Source organism: Limimaricola litoreus (genome assembly GCF_024159025.1).
Classification (GTDB): domain Bacteria; phylum Pseudomonadota; class Alphaproteobacteria; order Rhodobacterales; family Rhodobacteraceae; genus Limimaricola; species Limimaricola litoreus.
This window is the reverse complement of record NZ_JAMYXC010000172.1, coordinates 1-17,552: the sequence shown is the minus strand read 5'-3', so window position 1 is coordinate 17,552 and position 17,552 is coordinate 1. Positions and strand designations below refer to the sequence as shown.

The 17,552-nt window shown below is 69.2% G+C and carries 15 protein-coding genes and 2 tRNA genes; 9 read left to right on the top strand and 8 right to left on the bottom strand.

Features of this window, described 5'->3' with window-relative positions; translation table 11 throughout:
- From NHG85_RS11555 to gnd, 6 genes are all read left to right on the top strand, one after another.
- Positions 1-311, top strand: a 311-nt coding sequence (locus NHG85_RS11555; protein ID WP_253332526.1) for an ACT domain-containing protein, incomplete at its 5' end; no start/stop codon positions are given.
- A gap of 179 nt (positions 312-490) precedes the next feature.
- Complete coding sequence (gene glpX / locus NHG85_RS11550; protein ID WP_253332524.1) at positions 491-1,474, top strand: class II fructose-bisphosphatase; 984 nt, start codon at positions 491-493, stop codon at positions 1,472-1,474.
- 184 nt (positions 1,475-1,658) lie between these two features.
- Positions 1,659-3,404, top strand: a complete 1,746-nt coding sequence (gene recJ / locus NHG85_RS11545) for a single-stranded-DNA-specific exonuclease RecJ (protein WP_253332522.1) — start codon at positions 1,659-1,661, stop codon at positions 3,402-3,404.
- A gap of 100 nt (positions 3,405-3,504) precedes the next feature.
- Positions 3,505-3,579, top strand: a tRNA-Glu gene (locus tag NHG85_RS11540).
- A 51-nt stretch (positions 3,580-3,630) separates the two neighbouring features.
- A tRNA-Glu gene (locus NHG85_RS11535) sits at positions 3,631-3,705 on the top strand.
- Positions 3,706-3,828: 123 nt separating this feature from the next.
- Entirely contained in the window at positions 3,829-5,247 is a 1,419-nt protein-coding gene (gnd, locus tag NHG85_RS11530) for an NADP-dependent phosphogluconate dehydrogenase (RefSeq protein WP_370363014.1), read from the top strand.
- A gap of 95 nt (positions 5,248-5,342) precedes the next feature.
- Here gnd and NHG85_RS11525 read toward each other — a convergent pair whose 3' ends face one another.
- From NHG85_RS11525 to NHG85_RS11505, 5 genes are all read right to left on the bottom strand, one after another.
- Entirely contained in the window at positions 5,343-5,501 is a 159-nt protein-coding gene (locus tag NHG85_RS11525; protein ID WP_253332520.1) for a hypothetical protein, read from the bottom strand.
- Positions 5,498-6,865, bottom strand: coding sequence for an amidase (locus NHG85_RS11520; RefSeq protein ID WP_253332518.1), 1,368 nt, complete (start codon positions 6,863-6,865; stop codon positions 5,498-5,500). Before NHG85_RS11520 ends, NHG85_RS11525 begins: the two co-directional genes overlap by 4 nt.
- Position 6,866: 1 nt before the next feature.
- Positions 6,867-8,288, bottom strand: coding sequence for a TRAP transporter large permease (locus NHG85_RS11515; RefSeq protein ID WP_253332516.1), 1,422 nt, complete (start codon positions 8,286-8,288; stop codon positions 6,867-6,869).
- Positions 8,289-8,328: 40 nt separating this feature from the next.
- The gene (locus NHG85_RS11510; protein WP_253332514.1) at positions 8,329-8,916 is read right to left on the bottom strand and encodes a TRAP transporter small permease subunit; all 588 of its coding nucleotides are present in this window, start codon (positions 8,914-8,916) and stop codon (positions 8,329-8,331) included.
- 62 nt (positions 8,917-8,978) lie between these two features.
- Complete coding sequence (locus NHG85_RS11505) at positions 8,979-10,115, bottom strand: TRAP transporter substrate-binding protein (protein ID WP_253332512.1); 1,137 nt, start codon at positions 10,113-10,115, stop codon at positions 8,979-8,981.
- 203 nt (positions 10,116-10,318) lie between these two features.
- Between NHG85_RS11505 and NHG85_RS11500 the strand changes: the two genes are divergently transcribed.
- Positions 10,319-13,264 carry a PAS domain-containing protein gene (locus NHG85_RS11500; protein ID WP_253332510.1) on the top strand — a complete coding sequence of 982 codons (2,946 nt, stop codon included), beginning with the start codon at positions 10,319-10,321 and terminating at the stop codon, positions 13,262-13,264.
- Positions 13,265-13,327: 63 nt separating this feature from the next.
- Here NHG85_RS11500 and NHG85_RS11495 read toward each other — a convergent pair whose 3' ends face one another.
- The 3 genes from NHG85_RS11495 to NHG85_RS11485 form a co-directional block, all read right to left on the bottom strand.
- Positions 13,328-14,869 carry a tripartite tricarboxylate transporter permease gene (locus tag NHG85_RS11495; protein WP_253332508.1) on the bottom strand — a complete coding sequence of 514 codons (1,542 nt, stop codon included), beginning with the start codon at positions 14,867-14,869 and terminating at the stop codon, positions 13,328-13,330.
- Positions 14,870-14,880: 11 nt separating this feature from the next.
- Positions 14,881-15,312, bottom strand: coding sequence for a tripartite tricarboxylate transporter TctB family protein (locus NHG85_RS11490; RefSeq protein WP_253332506.1), 432 nt, complete (start codon positions 15,310-15,312; stop codon positions 14,881-14,883).
- Positions 15,313-15,379: 67 nt separating this feature from the next.
- The gene (locus NHG85_RS11485; protein ID WP_253332504.1) at positions 15,380-16,369 is read right to left on the bottom strand and encodes a Bug family tripartite tricarboxylate transporter substrate binding protein; all 990 of its coding nucleotides are present in this window, start codon (positions 16,367-16,369) and stop codon (positions 15,380-15,382) included.
- A 154-nt stretch (positions 16,370-16,523) separates the two neighbouring features.
- Here NHG85_RS11485 and NHG85_RS11480 point away from each other — a divergent pair, with 154 nt between their 5' ends.
- Together NHG85_RS11480 and NHG85_RS11475 are read left to right on the top strand one after the other, a co-directional pair.
- Entirely contained in the window at positions 16,524-17,195 is a 672-nt protein-coding gene (locus tag NHG85_RS11480; protein WP_253332503.1) for a response regulator, read from the top strand.
- The coding region (locus NHG85_RS11475) for a sensor histidine kinase N-terminal domain-containing protein (RefSeq protein WP_253332501.1) at positions 17,188-17,552 on the top strand (365 nt) is incomplete at its 3' end. The genes NHG85_RS11480 and NHG85_RS11475, both read left to right, overlap by 8 nt.

Below are 17,552 nucleotides of genomic sequence, written 5' to 3'. Positions count from 1 at the left end.
CGGTCTTCGGCCAGCCCGCCGCGGGCCTGCGCGCCGCGCGCGCAGCACAAGCCGCCGTGCCCGCGCCCTACTACCTGCGCATGCGCCTTCTGGACAAGCCGGGCGCTCTGGCCAAGGTCGCGCGCGTGCTGGGCGAATCCGGCATCTCGATCGACCGGATGCGCCAGTACGACCACGAGGACGTCTCCGCCCCGGTGCTGATCGTCACCCACAAGACCACGCGCTTCGCGCTCGAAGAGGCGCTGGCCGCCTTCGAGGCCACCGGCGTGGTGCAGGGCGCCCCCGTCGCGATCCGCATCGAGCAGGTCTGACCGGGGCACGCGCCCTTCGGTTCATCTTTCTCCAAATACGCATGGCGCGCCGGTAATGCCCGGCGCGCCTCTCGCCGGCCTTGCGACCGTTTGCGCAAACATCCCCTCACGCGCTTGTCACTGCGCGACAGGCCCGGTTAGGTCGAGGCAACGCTCACGATTGCCCGAGGATGCCTCCCATGCCCCAAGCTCCCGAATTCCATGACCGCATGCTGTCGCTCGGCCTCGCCCGGGTGTCGGAGGCCGCGGCCATCGCCTGCGCGCCGCTGATCGGGCGCGGCGACGAGAAGGCCGCCGACCAGGCCGCCGTCAATGCCATGCGCACCCAGCTCAACATGCTCGATATCGCGGGCACGGTGGTGATCGGCGAGGGCGAGCGCGACGAGGCGCCGATGCTCTACATCGGTGAGGAGGTCGGCACCGGCGAGGGCCCGGCGGTGGACATCGCGCTCGACCCGCTCGAGGGCACGACCCTGACCGCCAAGGACATGCCCAACGCGCTCACCGTGATCGCCATGGGCCCGCGCGGCTCGATGCTGCACGCGCCCGATGTCTACATGGACAAGCTCGCGATCGGGCCGGGTTTCGCGCCGGGCGTGGTGTCGCTCGAGATGAGCCCCGCCGAGCGCGTCGCGGCGCTGGCCAAGGCCAAGGGCACGGATGCGGGCGACATTACCGTCTGCGTGCTGGAGCGCCCGCGCCACGAGGAGATGATCGCCGAGCTGCGCTCCACCGGCGCGGCGATCCGGCTGATCACCGATGGCGACGTGGCGGGCGTCATGCATTGCGCCGAGCCCGCCAAGACCGGGATCGACATGTACATGGGCTCGGGCGGCGCGCCCGAGGGCGTGCTGGCCGCCGCCGCGCTCAAATGCATGGGCGGGCAGATGTTCGGTCGGCTGCTGTTTCGCAACGACGACGAGAAGGGCCGCGCCCGCAAGGCCGGGATCGAGGATCTCGACCGGATCTACGCCCGCGACGAGCTGGTCACCGGCGACGTGATCTTTGCCGCCACCGGCGTGACCGACGGCAACCTCGTGCCCGGCATCCGCCGCGACGGCGACTATCTCACCGCCGAGACGATCCTGATGCGCTCCAAGACCGGCTCGGTGCGGCGCATGTTCTACCGCAACCCGGTCGAGCGCAGCCAGCCCGGCCGCTGAAGCTCGGGCGGAGCTGGGGGGCGCCGCCCCCCGGCCTGCGGCCTCCCCCGGGCGTATTCGGGGGAAAATGAACAAGGGGGCGCGACGCGTCGTCATCGGCGGGGCAACCCGGTCGCGCATGGGTGAGCGCGCGGCCCCGCCTCCGGGCTTGCCTTGCGGGGCGCTTTCGGGCGACACCGGCGCCATGCCAGACTTTCTCAACGTCTCCGCCTCGCTGACCGGCCGCCGCTGGGTCGGCCCCTCCGCCGAGGCCGACCGCCTTGCCCAAGCCATGACGCAGGGCTGCGATCTGCCCCTGCCGCTGTGCCACGCGCTCGTCGGGCGCGGCGTCACCGCAGAGGACATGGCGGGCTTTCTCGCCCCCACCCTGCGCGACCTGCTGCCCGATCCGTTGTCCCTGCGCGACATGGGCACCGCCGCCGCGCGCGTCATGCTGGCGGTCGAGCGGCGCGAGCGCATCGCCATCTTTGCCGATTACGATGTCGACGGTGGTGCCTCGGCGGCGCTGCTCATGGTCTGGCTGCGGCAGATCGGCCTGCGTGCCACGCTCTACATCCCCGACCGGATCGAGGAGGGTTACGGTCCCAACGCGCCCGCGATGGAGAGGCTGGCGCGCGATCACGACCTGATCCTCTGCGTCGATTGCGGCACGCTGAGCCATGAGCCGATCGCCGCCGCAACAGGCGCGGAGGTGGTCGTGCTCGATCACCACCTGGGCGGCGAGACGCTGCCCGACGCGGTGGCGGTGGTGAACCCCAACCGGCAGGACGAAAGCGGCGAGCTCGCGCATCTATGCGCCGCGGCCGTGGTGTTCCTGCTCTTGGTAGAGCTGAACCGGCAATTGCGCGAGGCGGGCAAGCGCGGCCCCGACCTGATGGCCATGCTCGATCTCGTGGCGCTGGCCACCGTGGCGGACGTCGCACCGCTCATAGGCGTCAACCGGGCGCTCGTGCGCACCGGGCTGCAGGTCATGGCGCGCCGCCAGCGCGCGGGCCTCGTGGCACTGGCCGACGTGGCCGGGCTCGACGTGCCGCCCACCGCCTATCACCTGGGCTACCTGCTGGGTCCGCGCGTCAACGCCGGCGGGCGGATCGGCAAGTCCGACCTCGGCGCGCGGCTTCTGGCCACGGATGACCCGCACGAGGCGGCCGCATTGGCCGAGAAGCTCGACCATCTCAACCGCGAGCGGCGCGAGATCGAGGCAAGGGTGCGCGACGCGGCGCTCGAACAGGCCGAGGCGCGCGGCGTGGACGGCCCGCTCGCCTGGGCCGCGGGCGCGGGCTGGCATCCGGGCGTGGTCGGAATCGCGGCGGCGCGGATGAAGGAGGCGACCAACCGCCCCGCCGTGGTGATCGGCATCGAGGATGGCATCGGCAAGGGCTCGGCCCGCTCCGTGCCGGGCATCGATCTGGGCGCGGCGATCCACCGGGTTGCCGCCGAGGGGCTCTTGCTGCGCGGCGGCGGCCACAAGATGGCCGCCGGTCTTACCGTGGAAGAGGGCATGATCGACGCGGCGATGGCGCGGCTGTCTGAGCTGTTGGAGAAACAGGGCGCGGGCGCGGGCGGGCCGCGCGACCTGCGGCTCGATTCGGTGCTGATGCCCGGTGCCGCGACGGTCGAGCTGATCGAACGGATCGAGGCGGCAGGCCCCTTCGGCGCCGCCGCCCCCGCGCCGCGCTTCGCCTTTCCCGACGTGATGCTGCACGACGTGCGCGAGGTGGGCCAGGGGCATCTCAAGATCGCCTTCGGCGACGGCATGGGCAAGCGGCTCGACGGCATCGCCTTCGGCGCCATGGACGGGCCGATGGGCGCGGCCTTCGCCCGCCACGGCGGCGCGCGCTTCCACCTCGCCGGAAAGCTCGATCTGAACATCTGGAAGGGCCGCCGTTCGGTGCAGCTTCGGCTCGACGACGCCGCCCCGGCCGGCTGAGCGAACGAAGCGGTTCTGCCCCCACGGCAATTTCGCGGTTCGGCGATTTTCCTCTTGCGAGGCCGGGGAGCTTCTCCTAAACACCGCCTCACCGACGAGCGGCCCGTTCGTCTATCGGTTAGGACGCCAGGTTTTCAACCTGGAAAGAGGGGTTCGATTCCCCTACGGGCTGCCATCGGTTCACGGCTTCAGGTCGCGCAGGCGAAACCGAAGCTGTCGTCAGTGTGGCCCGTTCGTCTATCGGTTAGGACGCCAGGTTTTCAACCTGGAAAGAGGGGTTCGATTCCCCTACGGGCTGCCACGACGCTCTCCCCCCTCCCCTTGCCCTCGCGCCAAGATACCGCCCGATCCTTGCGTGTTCGGTTGTTCCCCCGCGCGCGTGGCGATAAAGCTTGCGCGGTATACCAGACAGGGAGGCCGCGTCGTGGCACAACAGGACAAAGCGAAGATCGGCCTGATCGGCCTTGGCACCATGGGCAGCGCGCTCGCGCTCAACATCGCCGAAAAGGGCTTTCCGATCGCCGTCTGGAACCGCAAGCCCGGCGTCACCCGGGCCTTCCACGACGAGGCGGGCGAGCTGGCCGAAAGGGTGATCCCGACCGAGACCCATGAGGAGCTCGTCGCCGCCATCGCCAAGCCACGTGCCATCATCCTGATGGTGCCCGCAGGCGAGCCTGTGGACGAGCAGATCGCCAAGCTGCGCCCGCTGCTCGACGAGGACGACGTGATCATCGACGCGGGCAACGCCAACTTCCACGACACCGACCGCCGCGTGCGCGCGCTCGACGACGTCGGCTTTCTCGGCATCGGCGTCTCGGGCGGCGAGGCGGGCGCGCGCCACGGCCCCGCGATCATGGGCGGCGGCGAAAAGGCGCTGTGGGACCGCGTCTCGCCGATCCTCGAAGCCATCGCCGCCAAGTTCGAGGGCGAGCCCTGTGCGGCATGGATGGGCCGCGAGGGTGCGGGCCACTTCGTCAAGGCCGTGCACAACGGCATCGAATACGCCGACATGCAGATGATCGCCGAGGTCTACGGCGTGATGCGCGACGGGCTGGGGCTCAAGGCCGAGGCCATCGGCGAGACCTTCGCGCGCTTCAACGAGGGCGCGCTGCAGTCCTACCTGATCGAGATTTCCTCGATCGTCGCATCGGCCGCCGACACCCACACCGGCCAACCGATGATCGACCTCATCCTCGACAAGGCGGGGCAGAAGGGCACCGGCCGCTGGACCGCGATCGAGGCGCAGCACCTCGCCGCTCCGATCCCCGCGATCGAGGCTGCCGTGGTCGCGCGCAACCTGTCGAGCCGCGTCGCGCAGCGCCGCGCGGGCGAAGACATGTTCGGCGCGGCACCGATGGAGATCCCCGCCGACAAGGTCTCCGACGAGATGCTCGAGCGGGCGCTGATCGCGGGCAAGGTGCTGTGCTACGCCCAGGGCTTCGACATGATCGCCGCCGCCTCCGAGCAGTTCGGCTGGACCCTGCCCCTGCCTGAGATCGCCAAGGTCTGGCGCGAGGGCTGCATCATCCGCTCGGCGATGCTCGACGACATGGCCGCGGCGCTGGCCGAGGACGAGGATCGCAACCTGATGCTGGCGCCCGTCTTCGCGCGGCACCTGCGCGAGGGGCACGTGGCGCTGCGCGAGCTGGTGGCCATCGGCGCGCGCTACGGCCACCCGATGCCGGCCCTGTCTTCCGGCCTGAGCTATTTCGACACGATGCGCACCGCCCGCGGCACTGCCAACATGATCCAGGCGCAGCGCGACTATTTCGGCGAGCACGGCTTCGAGCGCACCGATGGCATCGAGGATTCGCACGGCCCCTGGCACGGCCACGGCGTCTGATCCCCCATGACGAAAGACGCCGCCCGCATCCGCAGGCGGCGTCCTGCCGCATCGCCGGGCGCCCCGTGGGGTCGCCCGGCTTTTTCATATGCGTCTCAGGCGTCGAACGAGGTGCTGAACACGTCCCACAGCACCAGCCCCACGGTGACCGCCAGCACGAGGCCGAGATCGAAGCGCGGGATGTGCCACATCAGGATGCCCAGAAACCCGAGAAAGAACAGCAGTGCCACATAGGTCATGATACGGGCGATCATTGCGCGATCTCCTCTGACAGAAGGCCTTCGAGCCAGCGCGCGGTGCGCAAGAGCCGGGCGTCGTCACCGCGCCGACCGATGAGCTGCGCGCCCATCGGCAGGCCGGTTTCGGATTGCAGGATCGGCACGGTCACGGCCGGCGTGCCGCAAAGCGTCCAGAGCCCGTTGAAGATGGAATCGCCGGTGCTGGCGTGGCCCTCGGGCGCGGGGCCGAGGGCGGCGGGGGCGAGGATCGCGTCGCAACGCTCGAAGATCTCGTCGAGACCGGCATAGAGCACGTCCGACCAGTCGAGCGCCGCGATGTAATCGCGTGCGGGGATCGTCTTGCCCCGGTCGAGCGCCGTGCGCATTTCCTCGGACAGCGCCTCCCTGCCCCGCTTTTCATAGGCATAGAAGGACTTGGCCATCTCGGCGAGGTTGATGCGCTCGCGGATTTCGGCGGCCTCGTCGAAGGCACCCGGAAGCGCGGCCTCGAAGCATTGCTCGCCCAGCGCCTCGACCAGCTCCTCGAAACCGGCGTGGGTGTCGGCATCGGCCTGCTCCCAGCCCGGCGGGCGCAGGAAGGCCAGCGTCGGGCGCACCGGCGGCTTGCTCATCGCGGTGGAATGCAGACGTGGCGGGGGGCTGAGCGCGGTGGCCCGGTCGCCCGCGTCATGGCCATAGAGCGCCTCGGCCAGAAGCGCCGCGTCCTCGACGGTGCGGGCGAAGACGCCGATCGTGTCGAGGCTGGGTGACTGGCTCAGCACGCCGGTGCGGGGGATCGCGCCGAAGCTCGGCTTGAACCCCACCGTGCCGCAAAACGCGGCGGGCCGGATCACCGAGCCGCCGGTCTGCGTGCCCACCGCCAGCGGCACCATGCCCGCGGCCACCGCCGCCGCCGAGCCCGAGGAGGAGCCGCCCGGCGTGCGGGTGGCATCATGCGGGTTGCGGGTCTTGCCCGGATGCATGAAGGCGAGCTCCGCCGTCACCGTCTTGCCGATGACGATGGCCCCCGCCGCGCGCAGCCGCTCGACGAGGGCCGCGTCCTTTTCCGGCACCCTGCCCTCGTCGAGCGGCGTGCCGTTCTGGGTCGGGATCTTCGCGGTGTCGATCACGTCCTTGAGCGCCACCGGCAGCCCGTGCAGCGGCCCCGTCGGCCGCCCGGCCCGGCGCGCGGCGTCGAGCGCCTGGGCCTGGCGGGTGGCGTGATCGCCGTCGAGCCAGGCCCAGGCCTGCACCTGCGGCTCCAGCGCGGCGATCCGGTCGAGACAGGCCTGCACCAGATCGGCGGCGTCGAGCGCGCCCGAGGCCATCCGGTCGCGCAGCTCGCGCGCCGAAAGGTCGAGCATGGCGACATGGCCCTTGGGCATCGGCTTCACGGTCATCTCAGCGCCCATAGAACAGCTCCGGCAGGCCGAAGACCAGCTGCGGGAAGATGTAGACCAGCACCATCGACACCATCACCATGGCGAGGAAGGGCAGGATCCCCTTGAAGATCTGCGTCAGCCGCACCTCCGGGGGCGCGATGCCCTTGAGGTAATAGGCCGACATCGCCATCGGCGGCGTCAGGAAGGAGGTCTGCAGGTTCAGCGCCACGAGGATGCCGAAGAACAGCGGATCGACCCCGAAGATCTCCAGCAGCGGCAGGAAGATCGGCACGAAGATGATGATGATCTCCGACCATTCGAGCGGCCAGCCCAGAAGGAAGATGATCAGCTGCGCCAGGATCAGGAACTGCACAGGCGTCAGATCGAGGCCCGAGACGAACTCCGAGATCAGATGCTCGCCGCCCAGGTAGGAGAACACCGAAGAGAAGATGTAGGAGCCGACGAAGAGCCAGCACACCATCGCCGTCGTGCGCACCGTGAGATAGACGCTCTCGCGCAGCCGCTGAAAGGTCATGGCGCGGTAGAGCACCGCCAGCACCATGCCGCCCAGAGCGCCGATCGCCGCCGCCTCGGTCGGGGTGGCGAGGCCGAACAGGATCGAGCCCAGCACCGACAGGATCAGCACCGCCAGCGGGAAGAAGGAGGTGAAGAGCATCCACAGCAGCTTGCCGATCGGCACATCCGGCACCTCGTCCTTGGTCGGACGCGGCGCCACCGAGGGCTGCAGGATCGAGCGGCCGATCACGTAGGTAAGGTAGAGCCCCACCAGCACGAGGCCCGGCAGCAGCGCGCCCGCATAGAGCCGCACGATCGACACGCCCGAGGCCGCCGCATAGACGATCAGCATGATCGAGGGCGGGATCAGGATGCCCAGCGTGCCGCCGGCGCAGATGATGCCGGTGGCAAAGGAGGTGTCGTAGCGCGCCTTGAGCATGGCGGGCAGCGCCAGGAGCCCCATCAGCGTTACCACCGCGCCGACGATGCCGGTGGCGGTGGCGAAGAGCGCGCAGGTGATCAGCGCCGCCACGCCCATCGAGCCGGGCACGTTCTTGGAGGCAATGTTGAGCGTGGTGAACAGCCGGTCGACGATGTTCGCGCGCTCGACGATGTAGCCCATGAAGAGAAACAGCGGCACCGCGGTCAGCACCTCGTTCGACATCACCGTGTAGGTCTGGTTGATGAAGAGGTCGAAGACGCGGTTGTTGAAGAAGCCGTCGATCCAGGCCGATGTGCTTTCCCACCACGAGGCGATCTCGAGGTCGAGCCGGTCGTAGTCGCGCCACATGCGGCGGGCATCGAAATAGGCGAAGTAGCCGAAGCCGATGCCGAGCGCCATCAGCGTGAAGGCGATGGGAAAGCCCAGGAAGACGAGGCAGATGAAGACGCCCAGCATCATCAGGGCGATTTGCGGTTCGGTCACGTGCGTGCGCTCCGTATCGGGTTAACGCGGAAGCCGCGCGTCATTTCATGTCCGGGTGATCGGAGGGGGCGGTCATCTGCTTGATCAGCAGCGCCTCGGTCTCCTCGACATCCTCGGCCGCGGCCAGCCAGACGCCGTCGCGCATCGCGAGGATGCAGCGGAACAGCTGCGCGAGCCCCTGGATCGCCAGCAGCACGCCGGCGGCGACGATCACCGTCTTGAACTGGTAGATCGGCACGCCCGCGGGGCTGTTGACCGAGACCTCGCCGTATTGCCAGGAGCGGCTCGCGTATTTCCAGCCCGCGAAGATCAGTGCCAGCACGCCGGGAAAGAAGAAGATGATGTAGAGCAGCCCGTCGATCGCCGCCTGCACCCTGACCGGCCAGAGCCGGTAGAGGAAGTCGCCGCGCACATGGCCGCCGCGCGACAGCGTGTAGGCGCCGCCGAGCATGAACAGGGTGCCGTACATGATGAAGGAGATGTCGAGCGCCCAGGGCGTGGGCGAGCCCAGCACGTAGCGTACGAAGACCTCGTAGCTGACCCCGAAAGTCATCAGCACGATGAGCCAGCCGAAGACCTTGCCGAAGGCGGCGGACAGGGCGTCGGCGAATTTGATGTATCCGAGCATTCGCGTCCCGTATCGATGAGGGCCCGGCGACGCGGCGGCGCCGCCGGGCGGTCAGGTCCGGCTCAGAGCGCCAGCTTGCCCGGGTAGTAGTGCTCGTAGGCGAGCTGGTAGTCGGGCGAGTTCATCAGCGTGTAGTAGGTCACGCGTTCGACCCATTCGCGCTGGCTGTCGAGCACGCGCTTCATGAAGTCGTCTTGCTCCAGCTCGGGGATCAGCGCATCCCAGGCTTCGAGCTGGGCCTCGAGGATCGCATCGGGGGTGCGGTGCACGGTGACGCCGCTTTCCGAAAGCTTTTGCAGGTCGCGCGAATACTGGTCCAGCGCCTGGGCGCTGTTGGCGGTCGAGGCCGCCTCCACCGCGTGGCGCATGATCGCCTGCAGGTCGGGGTCGAGGCTTTCGAGGAAGCTCTTGGAGAACAGGAACTCGAAGCTCTCGGAGGCCTGGTGGTAGGACGAGAGATAGTAGTTCTTGGCCACGTCCTGCGCGCCGAAGCGGCTGTCGGAGGTCGGGTTATTGAACTCGAAGGCGTCGATCACGCCGCGCTCCATGGCGGGCACGATCTCGCCGCCCGGCAGCTGCGCCACCGACATGCCCATCGACTGCATCAGGTCGGCAGCAAGACCCACGGTGCGGTACTTCAGCCCCTTGATGTCGTCGACGCCCGTGACCTCGTTCTTGAACCAGCCGAAGGGCTGCGCCGGCATCGGGAAGCCGAGCATGCCCTCGACGTCGAGGCCCATGGTGTCCATCAGCTCGGCATAGAACTCGCGGCCGCCGCCGGCGTAGAACCAGCCCAGCATGGTGTCGGCCGAGCCGCCGAAGACGGGGCCGGTGCCGAACAGCGAGGCGGCCTTGTTCTTGCCGTACCAGTAGACCGGCACCGAATGGGCCATGTCGATCAGACCGTCGCTGACCGCATCCATCACCTGGAAGGCGGCGACCACGGCGCCGGCGGGCAGCACGTCGACCTTGAGCCGGCCGCCCGACATCGCCTCGACGCGGTCGGCGTAGGCCTGCGCCATCTCCTGCCAGATGTCCGAGGCGGGCCAGGACGTCTGCAGCTTCACCACGATCGGGCTCTGGGCCAGCACGGCAGGCGCAGCGAGACCGCCGGCCGCGGTGACGCCCGCGCCGAGCGCACCCTTGCGCAGGAACGAACGCCGCGACACCTGCGCGGTCTTCTTAGGGGTAACTGTCATGAACTCCTCCCAGATATCCAATTGGGCCGACGCTCCCCCGCGCGGCCACCCCGATCATTCAGCCTCGGGCCAGCAAAGGCAACTGGTAATTATTCTTGACCACTTTGACGCAACGGCTATGCCACGGCCCCGGCCAGCCCGCCTTGCTCCCGTGGCCTTGCCGGATATATCTGTGTGGCTTGAAGTTTTCGAGGGACGGTTCGATGGGTGTCGATGTCAGCAAGGTCTTCGACAAGGCGCCCACTGCCTACATGCTGCTCGACCGCGAGTTGCGCTTCGTCTGGGCGAACCAGGTCTATTACGAGGATCTGGGCCGAACGCCCGAAGAGATCCTCGGGCGCGTCGTGACGGATGTCTTTCCGGCCGAGGGCGAGGCCGAGCTGATGCTGCAGGCCTCCTTCGACAGGGTTCTGCACTCGGGGCGGACCGATCACCTGCCGCTGATCCCCTACCCGATCGCCGCCCCCGACGGCACCGTCGAACACCGCTACTGGAGCGCGACCCACACGCCGATCACGGGCGACGACGGAGAGGTGGAATTCCTGCTGCAGAACACGCAGGACGTGACCGATCTTTACCTGAAGGCGCATCGCGGCGAGGCGCAGGAACAGTCTACCGCGGAGCCTGGCCCCGACAGCGGCGTGCTGCTGCGCGCCGAATCCGTGGCGCAGCAGAACCTCGAGCTGGGCCTTGCCACGCGGTTCTTCGAGACGGTGTTCGACCAGGCGCCCAGCATCATCGCCATTCACTCCGGCCCCGATCACGTCTTTCGGCTGGCCAATCTCGAATATCGGCGAATCGCCGGGCCGGAGCGACAGCTGATCGACCGACCCGCCGCCGAGGCCCTTCCCGAATTGCGCGATCACGGCTTCATCGACCTGCTCGATCAGGTCTACCGAAGCGGCGAGGCGGTCGCCCAGCGCGGGGCGCAGGCCTTCGTCTACAACGAGGACGGCCCGCCCACCGAGGTCTTCGTGGATTTCGTCTACCAGCCGCTGGCCGGGCCCAACGGCAAGACCGTCGGCATCCTCGTGCAGGGCCACGACGTCACCCCCCAAAAGCGCGCCGAGGACGAGCTGCGCCGCGCGGCCGACCGGTTCAGGACCATGGCGCAAAACATGCCCGACCACGTCTGGACCGCGCGCCCCGACGGACGGGTCGACTGGGTCAGCGACCGGATCTACGACTTTACCGGCACGCGCGGCGACGAGATCCTGGGCGAGAACTGGAGCCGGGTGATCCATCCCGAGGACCGCGACCGGGTGATGGCGGTCTGGGCCGCCTCCATCGCGGGCGGCACGCCCTACGAGGCCGAGTTCCGGGTCGGCAGCCCGCAGACCCGTTATCGCTGGTTCCTCGTGCGGGCGGCGCCGGTGCGCGATGCCGAGGGCACGGTCATCCAATGGATCGGCACCAATACCGACATCGAGGACCGCAAGATCACCGAGGCGGCGCTGGCCGATCTCAACGCCACGCTCGAACAGCGCGTTACCCAGCGCAACCGCGAGCTCGAGCGCGTCAACGCCACGCTGCGCCAGAGCCAGAAGATGGAGGCGATCGGCAACCTCGCCGGTGGCGTCGCGCATGACTTCAACAACCTGTTGCAGGCGATCACCGGCAGCCTGCAGCTCGCCCGCCGCGAGCTGGCGCAGGACCGGCTGAGCGAGGCGCGGCTCGATCAGGCGATGGGCGCAGTCGAGCGCGGCGCCACGCTTGCCGCGCAGCTCCTCGCCTTCGGTCGGCGACAGCCGCTGGAGCCGCGCGCGGTGGATCTGGGCCGGATGCTGGGCGATATCGAACCGATCCTGCATTCGGCCGTCGGCGAGGGCGTGCGGATCGAGACCGTTATCCCCCCGGGGCTGTGGAACACGCTGGTCGATGTGACCAATCTCGAAAACGCGCTGATCAACCTCGTGGTCAACGCCCGCGACGCCATGCAGGGGCGCGGCAGGCTCTGCATCGAGGTCGAGAACTGCGAGATCGACGCCGAGTCCGCGCGGCTGATGGCCGACGTGGTGCCGGGGGAATACGTGTGCCTGTCGGTCGTCGACGAGGGCTGCGGCATGAGCCCCGAGGTCATCGAGAAGATCTTCGAGCCCTTCTTCACCACCAAGTCCGAGGGCCGCGGCACCGGGCTCGGCCTGGCGATGGTCTATGGCTTCGTCAAGCAGTCGGGCGGCCATGTCGCGATCGAGAGCGCCCCGGGCGCGGGGGCCACGGTGCGGCTCTACCTGCCGCGTTCGCTGCGTCAGGAACAGCACGCCCCGCAGCGCAAGCCCGGACCGGTCACCGGCGGCACCGAAACGGTGCTGCTGGTCGAGGACGACGCCGATGTGCGCCATGTCGGGGCCGAGATGCTGCGCGATTTGGGCTATACGGTGATCGAGGCCGAGGATGCCGACGCCGGTCTGGCAGTGATCGAGAGCGACCGGAGCTTCGATCTGCTGCTCACCGACGTGGTGATGCCCGGCGCGATCACCAGCCGCGAGATGGCCATGCGCGCGCAGGAGCGCCATCCGCGGCTGCCGGTGCTCTTCGCCTCCGGCTATTCGCGCGATGCCATCGTGCATGACGGGCGGCTCGACAGGGGCATCCAGCTTCTGTCGAAGCCCTACGGGCGCGAGACCCTCGCCCGGCGGCTGCGCGACCTGCTCGACGGCAGGCCATCCGCCCCCGGACCCGGCCCCGGCCCCGAAGCGTCGGGCTCGTCGCCTGCGCCCGAGCCGCCCGCTTCTGCGCCGCAGATCCCGCCCGCGCAGGCCGCCGAGGGGCCCGAGGCGGTGCGCGGTCTGCGCATCGTGGTCTGCGAGGACGACACCTTCATCCGCCTCGACATGGTAGAGATGCTCGAAGCGGCCGGCGCCGAGGTCCGCGAGGCCGCGACCGGCGCGGAGGCGCTTGCGCTTCTGGCGCAGGCCCCAGCCCAGCGGCTTTTGATCGACGTCGGCCTGCCCGACCGCTCGGGGCTCGATGTGGCGCGCGAGGCGGCGGCGCGCCAGCCCGACCTGCCGGTGATCTTCGCCACCGGGCGCGACAGTGTGCCCGGCGCGGAGGCCCTGCCCGGCGCGCGGGTGCTGACCAAGCCCTTCGGGCAGGAGGCGCTGCTGCGCATCGTCGCCCGGACCCACGCCCCGGCCTGCCCGGCCTGAACGCGACAGGGGCGGCGCCATGCGCCGCCCCTGTCCCGGGCCCGTCTCCTTTTGCGGCCCGGCTCAGTCGGTGATCGCCGCCTCGCGCTCGGCCGCACCCCGCATCCGCGCCTTGACCACGCCGCCGACGAAGATCGGCAGCACGAAGCCGATGATCGCCACGGCCCAGAGCGCCAGCGTCAGCCAGGAGCCGATCAGCACCGAGTAGTCGCCATCGGCGATGGTCACGGCGCGGCGCATGTTGACCTCCATCGCGTTACCCAGAAGCGTGCCGAGGATCACCGGCACCAGCGGCACGTCGAGCTTCCTGAGCACCCAGCCCGCGACGCCGAAGGCGATCATCACCATCAGGTCGAAGCTCGAGCCCGAGATGCCGTAGATCCCGACGAAGGAGACCATCGCCACCACCGGCATCAGGATCCGCGGCGGCACCATCAGCACCCGCACGAAGAGACCGACCATGGGGATGTTCATCGCCAGCAGCATGATGTTGCCGATGAACAGCGCCGCGATCAGGCCCCAGACCACGTCCGGGTTCTGGGTAAAGAGGAGCGGCCCCGGCGTGATGTTGAGCGACAGGAGCACCGCCAGCAGCACGGCGGTGGTCCCCGAGCCCGGCACGCCCAGCGCCAGCATCGGCACCAGAGCGCCACCGGCGGCGGCGTTGTTGCCCGCCTCGGGCGCCGCGACGCCGCGCGGATCGCCGGTGCCGAAGGTGTTGTCCTTGTCGACCAGCTTCTTTTCCATCGAGTAGCTGATGAAGGAGCCGAGCGAGGCGCCCGCCCCCGGCAGCACGCCCGCGATGAAGCCCAGCACGGTCGTGCGCATCATCGTTGGCGTGCATTGCTTGAGCATGGCGAAGGAGGGGGTGATCCGGCCGATGTCGAGCTTGGGCGCCGTCGAGGCGTCCTTGTCGGTGCCGCGATGCTCGAGAAAGATGAACACCTCCGACAGTGCGAACAGCCCGACGATGGCGACGAGGAAATCGATGCCGTCATAGAGATGCACCTCGCCGAAGGTGAAGCGCGGCACGCCGGTCTGGGTGTCGACGCCGACCATGGCGAGGCCGAGGCCCAGCGCCGCGGCGAAGGCCGATTTCGCCTGGTTGGTCGAGGAGACGCCGCCCAGGGTCATGAAGGCCAGGGCGAAGAGCGCGAAATACTCCGCCGGACCGAACAGCAGCGCCACCTTGACCAGCTGCGGCGCAAGGAAGACGAGGCCCCAGGTCGCGAAGAAGGCGCCCACGAAGCTCGCCACGCCCGAAAGCGCCAGCGCCTCGCCCGCCCGCCCCTGGCGCGCCATCGGATGCCCGTCGAGACAGGTCATCATCGCCGGCTCGTCGCCGGGTATGTTCAACAGGATCGAGGATATGCGCCCGCCATACATCGCGCCGTAATAAACGCTCGTGAGCAGGATCAGCGAGGGCGTGGCCCCCAGCCCCAGCGTAAAGGCCAGCGGGATCAGAATGGCGACGCCGTTCGAGGGGCCAAGGCCCGGCAGCGCGCCCATGATGGTGCCCAAAAAGCAGCCCATCAGCGCCAGCGCGATGTTCTGCCATGTCAGAGCCACGGCAAAGCCGTCGGCGAGGGATGCGAGTGTGTCCATGGCGCGCTCCTTCAGAAGCCCAAGGGGCCACGGGCGAGGCTGAGCCCGAGGACGAGATGGAAGATGACGTAGATGCCCAAGGAGGTGGACACGCCGATGATCGCGCTCTGCACGAGGGTCGAGCCGAGCCGCCATGTCAGGTAGGCGCTGGCAAGGGCCGTGGCGATGACGAAGCCGAGCACCGGCAGGAGCTGCGCATAGGCGAGCATCACCAATGCGGCGAGGCCGATCTCGGCCAGGCGGCCCATGCGGGGCCAATCGGGCTCGGGGTCCGGCTTGAACAGGAACCACAGCGAGGCGAGCGCCATCACCGTGGCGATGCCATAGGGAAAGGCGCGCGGGCCGACCGCGTCGGACATGAAGCTGTCGGGGATGGTGGTGGCGGCGAAGGCGTAGAGCGCCGCGAGCATCAGGCCGATGCCGCCGAAGATGCGATCGCTCATGCGACCCTCCTTCAATATGATGACGGGGCGCGCATGACGCGCGCCCCGCCCGACCGCGCGGGGCCGGTTACTGGATGATGCCGATCTCTTTCGACAGCTCGGTGATGCTGGAGACGGACTCGGAGACGAAGCCCTCGAATTCCTCGCCCTGCAGGTCGAGCGGCGCGAGACCGTTCTGCTCCATCACGGCCTTCCACTCCTCGCTGTCGTAGAGCTGGTCGATCGCCGAGACCCAGTAATCATAGGCCTCGTCCGACATCTCGCCCGGCCCGTAGAAGCCGCGCCAGTTGGCGCCGACCGCGTCGATGCCCTGCTCGCGGGCGGTGGGCATCTCGGAGAATTCGCCCTCCAGCCGCTCGGGCGCCAGCACCGCCAGCACGCGGATGTCGCCCGACTCCACGAAACCGGTGGATTCCGACAGATCGCCGGTGAAGGCCTGCAGCGAGCCGCCCAGGAGCTGGGTCACCGCCTCGCCGCCACCGTCGAAGGCGATGTACTTGACCTTGCGCACATCCTCGACGCCCGCTTCCTGCGCCGCGATCAGCACCTTGAGGTGATCCCAGCCGCCCACGGCCGAGCCGCCGCCGATCGAGACCGAGGTCGGGTCCTGCTTGATCATCTCCATCAGGCCGGGCAGGTCCTGCACCTCGCTGTCGGCGGCGACCGCGATGACGCCGTAATCCGCGCCCAGAGCGCCGAGCCAGCGCACCTGATCCATCGAGTTGCCCGGATAGGCGTTCTGCGCCAGCCGGGTGGCGGTGGCCGAGGAGGCCGCGACGATCAGGTCGTTGTCGTCGGCGCGCTTGTTGACGACCTCGGCAAAGGCCACGCCGCCGCCGCCGCCGGCGAGGTTGACGACCTGCATGGTCGAGGGGATCAGGTCGAGATCCTGCATGGTCTTGCCCGCCTGGCGGCAGGTGAAGTCCCAGCCGCCGCCCGGGTTGGCGGGGGCGATGCATTCGGGGTTCTCGGGCGTGAAGCCCTGCGCCATGAGGGCGGCGGGGGCGGTGCCGAGAAGAGCGGCGGCGGTCAGGCCGCGGCGGAACGTGATGGTCATGTCTGTCCTCCCAAAGGTCAGGGCCGTCCGGAACTCCCCCCGGGCAGCCTCGACCGCCCTTGTGGCGCGCCAAGCTGTCATGAAGCTGTCATCCGTGCCGATCGGGCTTCTTTCCGCGCCGCCTCGCGCCTATGCTGGGCAGCCGGAGGACCGCATGCGGATATTGATCGTCGAAGACACCTCGGACGTCGCCGAGGCCGCCAGCGCCAGCCTGGGCCGCGCGGGCTTCGCCTGCGACATCGCGCCGACGCTGGCGGATGCGCGCGCCTGCGCCGACATCACCGGCTATGCCGCCATCGTGCTCGACCTCAACCTGCCGGACGGAACGGGCCGCGATTTCCTGCGCGACCGCCGCCGCGGGGGCGATCTGACACCGGTGCTGGTGCTCACCGCGCAATTCTCGGTCGAGGAGCGGGTCGGCGCGCTCAACGAGGGGGCGGACGACTACCTCGTCAAACCCTTCGACCTGCGCGAACTGGAGGCGCGGCTGCGCGTGCTCACCCGCCGCGAGGCGGGCCGCGCCGAGAACCGGGTGCGGCTGGGCAGCCTCGATTTCGATGCCGGTGCGCAGAGCCTGCGGGTCGGCGGCGCGGCGGTCACCGCGACGCGGCGCGAGCTGGCCTTGCTCAACCTGCTCATCGCCAACCGCGGGCGGATCATGCCCAAGGAGCGGCTGTTCGACGGGCTGTTCGGCTTCGAGAACGCCGATGTCGGCACCAACACCATCGAGCTTTACGTCGCCCGGCTGCGCAAGAAGTTGAGCGGTTCGGGCGTGGTGATCGAAACGCATCGGGGCCTGGGCTACAGGCTCGACCTCGATGGCTGAGACGCGCTCGTGGTCGCTCAAGTCGCGCGTGGCGCTGGCGGTGGGGGCGGTGCTGCTCCTGGGCGGGATCGTGGTGCTGTCGGTGGCGCTGGCCTATGGCGGGCAGGCCGCGCGAGAGGCCTATGACCGGCTGCTCCTGGGGGCGGCGCGCGACATCGCCGCCGCGATCACCATCCGCGACGGGGCGGCGGTGGTCGACATGCCGGCCTCGGCCTTTCAGATGCTGGCGCTGGCGCCAGAGGACCGCATCCGCTACCGCGTCACCGGCCCGGACGGCGCGACGCTGACCGGATCGGACGCCGCCCCCACCCCGCCGCGGCGCGACGGCGCGGGGCCGGTGTTCTACGACGGCGCGCT